This is a genomic window from Mesorhizobium sp. M1050, from assembly GCF_040318715.1.
In the GTDB taxonomy this organism is placed as follows: Bacteria; Pseudomonadota; Alphaproteobacteria; order Rhizobiales; family Rhizobiaceae; genus Mesorhizobium.
The window spans coordinates 1-9,835 of the sequence record NZ_JAMYMV010000122.1; the positions used below are offsets into that span (position 1 = coordinate 1).

General features: G+C 63.1%; 8 protein-coding genes. 5 read left to right on the forward strand and 3 right to left on the reverse strand.

From position 1 onward, the window contains the following. Positions 1-107 precede the first annotated feature (107 nt). On the reverse strand, positions 108-1,295 hold the full coding sequence (locus tag NKH57_RS32450) for an Mrp/NBP35 family ATP-binding protein (protein ID WP_352950401.1): 1,188 nt from the start codon (positions 1,293-1,295) through the stop codon (positions 108-110). A 246-nt stretch (positions 1,296-1,541) separates the two neighbouring features. On the opposite strand from NKH57_RS32450, the gene NKH57_RS32455 reads away from it, so the two are divergent. Continuing rightward, the gene (locus NKH57_RS32455; RefSeq protein ID WP_352950403.1) at positions 1,542-1,919 is read left to right on the forward strand and encodes a VOC family protein; all 378 of its coding nucleotides are present in this window, start codon (positions 1,542-1,544) and stop codon (positions 1,917-1,919) included. An 11-nt stretch (positions 1,920-1,930) separates the two neighbouring features. Here NKH57_RS32455 and NKH57_RS32460 read toward each other — a convergent pair whose 3' ends face one another. Both NKH57_RS32460 and NKH57_RS32465 read right to left on the reverse strand, forming a co-directional pair. Next, positions 1,931-2,935: an inorganic phosphate transporter gene (locus NKH57_RS32460; protein WP_352831977.1), complete on the reverse strand. Its 1,005-nt coding sequence runs from the start codon at positions 2,933-2,935 to the stop codon at positions 1,931-1,933. Positions 2,936-2,938: 3 nt separating this feature from the next. Then, on the reverse strand, positions 2,939-3,580 hold the full coding sequence (locus tag NKH57_RS32465; RefSeq protein ID WP_023758218.1) for a DUF47 domain-containing protein: 642 nt from the start codon (positions 3,578-3,580) through the stop codon (positions 2,939-2,941). A 151-nt stretch (positions 3,581-3,731) separates the two neighbouring features. Between NKH57_RS32465 and NKH57_RS32470 the strand changes: the two genes are divergently transcribed. The 4 genes from NKH57_RS32470 to fdhF all read left to right on the forward strand — a co-directional run bounded on the left by NKH57_RS32470 (position 3,732) and on the right by fdhF (position 9,719). After that, positions 3,732-4,631 (forward strand): LysR family transcriptional regulator, encoded by a 900-nt coding sequence (locus tag NKH57_RS32470; RefSeq protein ID WP_023758219.1) that lies wholly within the window; start codon positions 3,732-3,734, stop codon positions 4,629-4,631. A 138-nt stretch (positions 4,632-4,769) separates the two neighbouring features. Beyond that, positions 4,770-5,243, forward strand: a complete 474-nt coding sequence (locus NKH57_RS32475; RefSeq protein WP_502904929.1) for a formate dehydrogenase subunit gamma — start codon at positions 4,770-4,772, stop codon at positions 5,241-5,243. Continuing rightward, positions 5,240-6,796 carry a formate dehydrogenase beta subunit gene (locus NKH57_RS32480; protein WP_352950406.1) on the forward strand — a complete coding sequence of 519 codons (1,557 nt, stop codon included), beginning with the start codon at positions 5,240-5,242 and terminating at the stop codon, positions 6,794-6,796. Before NKH57_RS32475 ends, NKH57_RS32480 begins: the two co-directional genes overlap by 4 nt. A gap of 10 nt (positions 6,797-6,806) precedes the next feature. After that, positions 6,807-9,719 carry a formate dehydrogenase subunit alpha gene (fdhF, locus tag NKH57_RS32485; RefSeq protein WP_352950408.1) on the forward strand — a complete coding sequence of 971 codons (2,913 nt, stop codon included), beginning with the start codon at positions 6,807-6,809 and terminating at the stop codon, positions 9,717-9,719. The last annotated feature ends 116 nt before the right edge of the window (positions 9,720-9,835 follow it).

Genomic DNA, 9,835 nt, shown 5'->3' on the forward strand with positions numbered 1-9,835 from the left:
CCTCCGATCATCCAGAGGTCCTTTCAGAATCGATTTCCGCACACCACACAAGAGTCCCTTTGTACTCATGTGCGATTCCCCTGCCTCAAGGGGGAGGGATATCCGTGCTACTCGAACACGATGCTCGGCACCGCCGCAGCAGCGGCACCACGCTCTTCGTTGACCCGGTCCCAAACCTTCGAAGCGATGTCGCGGTAGACTTTCGCCTCGGCGCCGTCGGGCTTCGAGACGACAACCGGCGCGCCGGCATCCGAGCTTTCGCGGATGCCCATCTCGAGCGGCACTTCGCCGAGGAAGGTGACGCCGAGACGCTCGGCCTCGCGGCGCGCACCGCCATGGCCGAAGATGTCGTAGCGTTTGCCGGTGTCCGGCGCGACGAAATAACTCATGTTTTCGACGATGCCGAGCAGCGGCACGTCGACCTTCTTGAACATGTTGAGTCCTTTTCGTGCGTCGATCAGGGCCAGATCCTGCGGCGTCGAGACGATGACGGCGCCGGCCAGCGGCACCTGCTGGGCCATGGTCAGCTGCGCGTCGCCGGTGCCGGGCGGCATGTCGACGACGAGCACGTCGAGCCGGCCCCATTCGACCTCGCGCAGCATCTGCGTCAGTGCCGACATCACCATCGGGCCGCGCCAGATCATCGGCGTTTCCTCATCGACGAGGAAGCCCATCGACATCACCTTCAGGCCGTAATTCTCCATCGGTTTCAAGATCTTGCCATCGACGGTCTGCGGCCGGCCATGAATATTGAGCAGCCGCGGCATGGATGGGCCGTAGATGTCGGCGTCGAGCACGCCGACGCGCAGGCCGTTGGCGGCGAGGCCGAGCGCGATGTTGACGGCGGTGGTCGACTTGCCGACGCCGCCCTTGCCGGAAGCAACGGCAATGATTGCCTCGATGCCGGGCACGCCGCGTTTGCCGGAGCTGTGCGAGGCCGGCGCGTACGGAGCAGCACGCGGCGCGGCAGCAGCGGGCGGAGCCGGCCTGGGTGCGGGGCGCGACGGGACCGGAGCCTCCATGCCGCCGCCCTTCTTTTCGGCCGTCAGGGCGACGACGGCGCCGGCGACACCGGGGATCGCCTTGACGACCCGTTCGGCGGCGGCACGCAGCGGCTCCATCTCCTGGGCGCGGGCGGCGGGAACGGTAATCGAAAAGAAGACCTTCCCGTCGGCGATGAAAATCTCCGAAACCATGCCGAGGTCGACGATGTTGCCGGTGAAATCCGGCCCGTTGACCGTCTTCAGACGCTCGGTGACGATTTCCTTGGTGACGTTCTGCTGGACGGCGGACATGATTTTTTCCTTGGACGTTCAGGGCTTCAGATAATGCAGTTTCCGGACAGAACCAAGCCGTGGAGCAACAGCTGCCTCGGCGTGCCCGGAAAAACGACGAGGCCCGTCCGATTGCCTGATCGAACGCATCCGCAGAAAACGGCAGCCAAGGTGACCGATCACTCCAGCACGTTGACGGTCGCCAATCTGTCGGTGCGACCTATCTGCATGACCTGGTGAGCACGACAACCAGGGAAGGAGATCACCATGCTCGCAAACTTCAACGCGACGGCCAATCTCGCGGTAAAGGATCTCGCGAAAGCCAAGGCCTTCTATGAGGTAACGCTTGGCCTGAAGCAGGTGCACGATGAGGGCGGTGAACTGATCGTATATAAAAGCGGCGACACAGCCATCAATGTCTATCATTCCCAATATGCCGGAACCAACAAGGCAACAGCGGTGACGTGGACCGTGGGCGACGAGATCGGCAATGTCGTCAAGGCGCTGAAGTCGAAGGGCGTCAGCTTCGAGCACTATGATATGCCGGGCTTGACGCTGGAGGGCGACGTCCATGTCGGCTCCGGCATGAAGGTCGCCTGGTTCAAGGACCCAGACGGCAACATCCTGAACCTTGTGGACAGGTAGATGTCTTCGCGTCACCTCGCCAGGCCGACAGCGAGGTAGGTGAGCGCCGAGATCATAGCGGTCGCCGGCAAGGTGACGATCCAGGCAATGACGATGCTGCTGGCAATGCCCCAGCGCACCGCCGAGACCCGGCGAGCGGCGCCAACGCCTATGATGGCGCCGGTGATGGTGTGCGTGGTCGAAACGGGAACTCCGAGCCAGGTGGCGGCAAACAGGGTGATGGCGCCACCGGTCTCGGCGCAAAAACCCTGCATCGGATTCAGCCGGGTGATCTTCGAGCCCATGGTGTGAACGATACGCCAGCCGCCGAACAGGGTGCCGAGGGCCAGCGCCGACTGACAGGTGAGTACGACCCACAGCGGCACATAGAAAGTCGCGCCGAGCATGCCTTGCGAATAGAGCAGCACGGCGATGATGCCCATGGTTTTCTGGGCGTCGTTGCCGCCATGCCCGAGCGAATAGAGCGAGGCGGAAAAGAACTGCAGGACGCGGAAGGTGCTGTCGACCGCAAACGGCGACTGGCGCAGGAAGAGCCAGGAAACGGTCAGGATCAGGACGAGTGCCAAGACAAAACCGGTCGCCGGCGACACGACGATAGCAGCGACAGTCTTGCCGAGTCCCGTCCAGACGATGGCGCCGAGCCCGGCCTTTGCCACCCCGGCACCGACAAGACCGCCGATCAAAGCATGCGAGCTGCTAGACGGAATGCCGACCATCCAGGTTACGATGTTCCAGACGATGGCGCCGACAAGGGCGGCGAAAATCACCGCCGGCGTGACGACGCTGACGTCGACGATACCCTTTCCCACTGTCTCGGCGACGTGGAGGCCGAAGAACATGAAGGCAATGAAATTGAAGAAGGCTGCCCACAACACCGCATATTGCGGCCTCAGCACCCGGGTGGACACGATGGTGGCGATGGAGTTGGCCGCGTCGTGCAGGCCGTTGAGAAAATCGAAGAACAGCGCGACGACGACGAGGCCGACCAGCACGGGAAAGGCAATGGTGGCTTCCATCACCTAAACATTCTCGATGACGATGCCGCTGATCTCGTTGGCGACGTCCTCGAAGCGATCGACCACCTTTTCCAGCTGGCCATAGATCTCTGAGCCAATCAGGTAGGCCATCGGGTCGCTGCTGCCATGCTTCCTGAAGAGATCCTTCAAACCCTGCTCGTGCAGATCATCGGCCCGGCTTTCGACGCGCATGACCTCTTCGGCGATGGCATTGAGGCGCACGGTGTGCGCACCAACCTTGCTGAGCAGCGGAATCGCCTCGGCCACCAACTTGGCGGCGGCGACGATGACGCCGCCCATTTCCTGCATCAGCGGATCGAATTCCTTCTTTTCGAACAGCCTCACCGTCTTGACCGTCTTGTGCATCATGTCGATGGCATCATCCATCGATTGGATCAGGTCCTTGATGTCGCCGCGATCGAAAGGCGTGATGAAGGAGCGCCGCACCGCCAGCAGCACTTCCGCGGTGATATGGTCGGCTTCGTCTTCGAGATCGATGATTTTCTGGCACCAGCGCTCGATGTCCTTGCCTTGGAGAAGCTGCTCCAGCGCCTCGGCGCCGCCGACCACCGTGCGGGAATGTCGTTCGAACAGTTCGAAGAAGCGATCTTCGCGCGGCAAAAGCTTGCGGAACCAGCCCAGCATGGTCGATCTCCCAGTTTCATCCACATAGCGCCGCATTCAGCCGGGGGGAACAGCTAGCCGGCTTAAAGATGTGGATGCAGGCCAATTGCGCATGGCGCTTGCGATAAAATGCGATTTCCCCGACCTTGCGTCGAACGACCGGAAAGATCGCATGATCGACAAGCTGGAATTCTTCATTGCGCTGGCCAGGGAGGAGCATTTCGGCCGGGCGGCGGAATTGTGCGGCGTGACCCAGCCGACGCTGTCGGCCGGCATCAAGCAGCTGGAGGGCCAGCTCGGGGTGATGCTGGTTTTGCGCGGCTCGCGCTTCCAGGGGCTGACGCCGGAGGGAAAACAGGTCCTGGTGTGGGCGCGCCGGATCGTCGGCGACACCCGCACCATGCGCGAGGAGATGCGCGCTGCGCGCTACGGTCTTTCGGGCCGCATCCGCATCGCCGCCATCCCGACGGCTCTGGCCATGGTGGCGCGGCTGACGACGCCGTTTCGGGCAAAGCATCCGGGCGTCACCTTTTCGGTGCTGTCGCGAACCTCCATCGAGGTGCTGTCGCTGCTTGGCAATTTCGACATCGATGCCGGCATCACCTATCTCGACAATGAGCCGCTGGGACGAGTGACCAGCGTGCCGCTCTATGACGAGCGCTATCAACTGATCACCGCGATGGGAAATCCCTATTCCGATCGCGACAAAGTGACATGGGCGGAGCTCTCAAGCCTGCCGCTGTGCCTGTTGACGCCGGACATGCAGAACCGCCGCATCATCGACCAGCATCTGGCCGAAGCCGGCGTGCAGGTGCGGCCGACGCTGGAATCCAACTCGATGATCGTGCTGTTTTCACATATCCGGACCGGCAAATGGTCGTCAATCATGCCACTCAACCTCACGGAAACATTCGGCTTTTCCGAACCGATCCGGGCCATTCCGATCGTCGAACCGGACGCCAGCCACACGGTCGGCCTGGTGGCGGCGCCGCGCGAACCGCACACGCCGCTGGTCTCGGCGCTGTTGGACGAGGCGATGGCGCTGGCGGACGATTTCCACGCCCACCGCTAGGCTAACAATGCTGGATGACCAGACTGATAGAAATTTTCTATCAATCAACGAAACAGCTTTATTGATTCAGCGGGTTTCCTCTGATTTTGTAACGGCTTAGCGATAAAAGCTATCGACCAGGGAGGGCGCTGCTTGACGATGCAGCCTGCAAGTACCGAGATCACATCGCGCACAGCCGCGATCATCCAGGAGTTGAAGGGCCTCGAAGGCCCGCTGCTGCCGATCCTTCACGGCATCCAGGAAGAGTTCGGCCATGTGCCCAAGGATGCGCTGCCGGTCATTGCCGAGGCGCTGAATATCTCCAGGGCCGAGGTGCACGGCGTCGTCAGCTTCTACCATGATTATCGCAGCCACCCCGCCGGCCGGCATGTGCTGAAGCTCTGCCAGGCGGAATCCTGCCAGTCGATGGGTTCGGACGCCATCGCCGCCAAACTTAAACAGTTGCTTGGCATCGGCTTCCATGAGACGGCCCGCGACGGTTCGGTGACGCTGGAGCCGGTCTATTGCCTGGGCTTGTGCGCCTGTTCGCCCGCCGCAATGCTCGATGGCCAGGTGATCGGGCGGCTCGATGACGAAAAGCTCGACGAAATCGTTGCCGAGGTGCGCTCATGATCCCGCGTATCTACATTCCCGGCGACTCCGGCGCGCTGGCGCTGGGTGCCGAAAAAGTCGCGAAGGCGATCGCAAGTGAGCTTGCCGAACGCGGCATCGAAGCCAAAATCGTGCGCAACGGCTCGCGCGGGGCTTACTTCCTCGAACCGATGGTCGAAGTGGCGACCGCCAACGGCCGGGTCTCTTATGGACCGGTCAAGCCGTCTGACGTCAAAAGCCTGTTCGACAGCGGCTTCCTCACCGGCGGCCATCACAAACGCTGGCTGGGCGCGCCGGACAAAATCCCCTTCCTGGCCAAGCAGACGCGACTGACCTTCGCGCGCTGCGGAGTCACGGATCCGCTGTCGCTTGAATCCTACAAGAAATATGGCGGGTTGAATGGACTGACGAATGCGTTGGGACTGACGCCTGCCGCCATTGTCGCCGAGGTGACCGAATCCGGACTGCGCGGTCGCGGCGGCGCGGGCTTCCCGACCGGCATCAAGTGGAAAACGGTGCTCGATACATCAGGCGACCGCAAATACATCGTCTGCAACGCCGACGAAGGCGACTCGGGCACCTTCGCCGACCGCATGATCATGGAGGGTGACCCCTTCGTGCTGATCGAAGGCATGACGATCGCCGGTATAGCCACGGGCGCGACCAAGGGGTTTGTCTATGTCCGCTCTGAATATCCGCATGCGGTGGCGGTGATGAACAAGGCCGTCGAGATCGCCCGCAAGGCCGGTGTTCTTGGCGCCAGCGTGCTGCGTTCGGCCCATGCTTTCGACATGGAGATCCGGGTTGGCGCAGGCGCCTATGTCTGTGGCGAGGAGACGGCGCTGCTGGACTCGCTCGAAGGCAAGCGCGGCATGGTCCGGGCAAAACCACCGCTGCCGGCTCACAAGGGGCTGTTCGGCAAGCCGACGGTGATCAACAACGTCATCTCGCTGGCTTCGGTGCCTATCATCATGGACAAGGGTGCGGCCTTCTACAAGGATTTCGGCATGGGCCGCTCGCGCGGCACGATCCCGATCCAGATCGCCGGCAATGTCAAATATGCCGGCCTGTTCGAAGCCGCTTTCGGCATGACGCTGGGCGAGATCGTCGACGAGATCGGCGGCGGCACGGCCACGGGGCGTCCCGTCAAGGCAGTGCAGGTCGGCGGACCGCTCGGCGCCTATTTCCCGCGCGCGCTGTTCGACACGCCATTCGACTATGAAGCCTTCGCGGCCAAGGACGGGCTGATCGGCCATGCCGGCATCGTGGTGTTCGACGACACCGCCGACATGTTGAAACAGGCCCGCTTTGCGATGGAGTTCTGCGCCATCGAAAGTTGCGGCAAGTGCACGCCCTGCCGCATCGGCTCGACGCGCGGCGTCGAGACCATCGACAGAATTGCCGCGGGCATCGAACCGGAGAAGAACCTCGCTCTGGTCACCGACCTCTGCAACACGATGAAATTCGGCTCGCTGTGCGCGCTGGGTGGCTTCACGCCCTACCCTGTCATGAGCTCGATCACCCATTTCCCCGACGACTTCAAGCCAGCGCCCGTGCGCGTGGCTGCTGAATAGGAGCTGGCAGATGAACATCAAGGCCGACTTCCCGTCCCTCGTCGAAGAGATCGACTACGGAACCCCGGAATCGAAGGCGCAGAAGCAGGTCACGCTGAACGTCGACGGCCGCAGCATCACCGTCCCGGAAGGCACCTCGATCATGCGTGCCGCGATGGAAGGCGGGGTCGAGATCCCGAAGCTTTGCGCCACCGACATGCTGGACTCCTTCGGTTCGTGCCGTATCTGCCTTGTCGAGATCGAAGGGCGCGGCGGCACGCCGGCCTCCTGCACGACACCCGTCGGCGAGGGCATGGTGGTGCGTACGCAGACCGAGCGGCTCGACGCCATTCGCCGCGGTGTCATGGAACTCTACGTCTCCGACCATCCGACTGGCTGGAACGAGAAGGCCGGAACCGGCGCCAGCGAATTCGATGCGGTGGCGAAGTCGATCGGCCTGACCGAGAACCGCTACGGCATCGAGGGCCGCAACCACGTCAAGCCGGAAGGTGGCGTGGCGCCCGGCCACGGCTCGCTGGCGGTCGATTACATCGCCCGCGATGAGTCCAATCCCTATTTCACCTATGACGCCTCGCAATGCATCGTCTGCTCGCGCTGCGTGCGGGCTTGCGAGGAGGTCCAGGGCACTTTTGCGCTGACCATCGAGGGCCGTGGTTTCGAATCCAGGGTCTCGGCGGGAATGCACGAGGCATTCATCGATTCGGAATGCGTTTCCTGCGGAGCCTGCGTGCAGGCTTGTCCGACCGATGCGCTGCGCGAGAAAACGGTGCTTGCCAAGGGCCTGCCGGAACGCTCGGCCGTCACCACCTGCGCTTATTGCGGCGTCGGCTGCTCGTTCAAGGCCGAAGTGAAGGGAGACGAGGTCATTCGCATGATGCCCTACAAGGAGGGCAAGGCGAACCACGGCCATTCCTGTGTGAAGGGCCGTTTCGCTTATGGCTACGCCACCCACAAGGACCGCATCCTGTCACCGATGATCCGGGAAAAAATCACCGATCCATGGCGCGAGGTGAGCTGGGAAGAGGCGATCGCCCACACGGCCAAGGAATTTCGCCGCATCCAGTACCAGTACGGACGCACCGCGATCGGCGGCATCACCTCGTCGCGCTGCACCAACGAGGAAACCTACCTCGTCCAGAAGATGGTTCGGCAGGGCTTCCGCAACAACAATGTCGACACCTGCGCGCGCGTCTGCCATTCGCCGACGGGCTACGGGCTCGGCCAGACCTATGGCACCTCGGCCGGCACGCAGGATTTCGACTCCGTCGATTACACCGACGTCGCCGTCGTCATCGGTGCCAATCCCGCTTCGGCCCATCCGGTGTTCGCCTCGCGGCTGAAGAAGCGGCTGCGCCAGGGCGCCACGCTGATCGTGCTCGATCCGCGCCGCACCGAGATGGTCAAGTCGGCACACGTCGAAGCGGATTATCATCTGCCGCTGAAGCCCGGCACCAATGTCGCCGTGCTGACGGCGCTTGCGCATGTCATCGTCACCGAAGGTCTTTTCGACGAAGCCTTCATCCGCGAACGCTGCGACTGGACGGAGTTCCAGGATTGGGCGTCGTTCGTCGCCCTGCCGGAGAACAGCCCCGAAACCGTCGGTAAGCTGTCCGGCGTCGATCCAGAGGCGATCCGCGGCGCGGCCCGTCTCTACGCCACCGGGGGCAACGGCGCGATCTACTACGGCCTCGGGGTGACGGAACACAGCCAGGGCTCAACCACGGTGATGGCGATCGCCAACCTCGCCATGGCCACCGGCAATATCGGCCGGCCAGGCGTCGGCGTGAATCCGCTGCGCGGCCAGAACAACGTGCAGGGCTCGTGCGACATGGGCTCCTTCCCGCACGAACTGCCCGGCTATCGCCATATCTCCGGCGAAGCCGTGCGCGACATCTATGAGACCCTGTGGGGCGTGAAGCTCGACGACGAGCCCGGCCTGCGCATCCCCAACATGCTGGATGCCGCCGTCGACGGCAGCTTCAAGGGCATCTACATCCAGGGCGAGGACATTCTTCAGTCTGACCCCGACACCAAGCATGTCGCCGCCGGCCTTGCCGCGATGGAATGCGTCGTCGTGCACGACCTCTTCCTCAACGAGACGGCGAACTATGCGCATGTCTTCCTGCCCGGCTCGACCTTCCTGGAGAAGGACGGCACCTTCACCAACGCGGAGCGCCGCATCAACATGGTGCGTAAGGTTCTGGAGTCGAAGGCGCGCTACGCCGATTGGGAGGCGACGCAGGAGCTTGCCCGCGCGATCGGGCTGGACTGGAACTATCTGCATCCTTCCGAGATCATGGATGAGATCGCGATGACGACGCCAAGCTTCGCCGGCGTCTCCTTCGACTTGCTCGACCGTGTCGGATCTGTGCAATGGCCCTGCAACGAGAAGGCACCGCTCGGCACCCCGATCATGCATATCGACGGGTTCGTGCGCGGCAAGGGCAAGTTCATCCGCACCGAATATGTGGCGACGGACGAGAGGACCGGCCCGCGCTTCCCGCTGCTGCTTACCACCGGCCGCATCCTTTCGCAGTACAATGTCGGAGCGCAGACCAGGCGCACCGACAACATCATGTGGCACGGCGAGGACCGGCTGGAGATCCATCCGCACGACGCCGAGAACCGCGGACTGCGCGACGGCGACTGGGTCCGGCTGACCAGCCGCTCGGGCGAGACGACGCTGCGCGCGCTGATCACGGACCGGGTGTCGCCAGGCGTCGTCTACACGACATTCCATCATCCGGACACGCAGGCCAACGTCATCACCACCGACTTCTCCGACTGGGCGACCAACTGCCCGGAATACAAGGTGACGGCGGTGCAGGTCGGCGCCTCGAACGGGCCGTCGGAATGGCAGCGCGATTATGACGAGCAAGCCAGGCAGAGCCGTCGCATCGCGAAGCTGGAAGCGGCGGAGTAGCTGTGTCGAGGCTTTCGACAGCAAGAGCTTCAATCTCGACGGTTGGTCGGCCCCCCCCCCCACCCCCCGGGGGGGCCCCCCCCCCCCCCCGCCCGGGCGGGGGGGTGGCCCCCGAC

Bases quoted from the DNA above. Each gene is read 5' to 3' on its own strand.
- NKH57_RS32450 (WP_352950401.1), bottom strand. From the start codon at position 1,295: ATGTCCGCCGTCCAGCAGAACGTCACCAAGGAAATCGTCACCGAGCGT.
- NKH57_RS32455 (WP_352950403.1), top strand. From the start codon at position 1,542: ATGCTCGCAAACTTCAACGCGACGGCCAATCTCGCGGTAAAGGATCTC.
- NKH57_RS32460 (WP_352831977.1), bottom strand. From the start codon at position 2,935: ATGGAAGCCACCATTGCCTTTCCCGTGCTGGTCGGCCTCGTCGTCGTC.
- NKH57_RS32465 (WP_023758218.1), bottom strand. From the start codon at position 3,580: ATGCTGGGCTGGTTCCGCAAGCTTTTGCCGCGCGAAGATCGCTTCTTC.
- NKH57_RS32470 (WP_023758219.1), top strand. From the start codon at position 3,732: ATGATCGACAAGCTGGAATTCTTCATTGCGCTGGCCAGGGAGGAGCAT.
- NKH57_RS32475 (WP_502904929.1), top strand. From the start codon at position 4,770: ATGCAGCCTGCAAGTACCGAGATCACATCGCGCACAGCCGCGATCATC.
- NKH57_RS32480 (WP_352950406.1), top strand. From the start codon at position 5,240: ATGATCCCGCGTATCTACATTCCCGGCGACTCCGGCGCGCTGGCGCTG.
- fdhF (WP_352950408.1), top strand. From the start codon at position 6,807: ATGAACATCAAGGCCGACTTCCCGTCCCTCGTCGAAGAGATCGACTAC.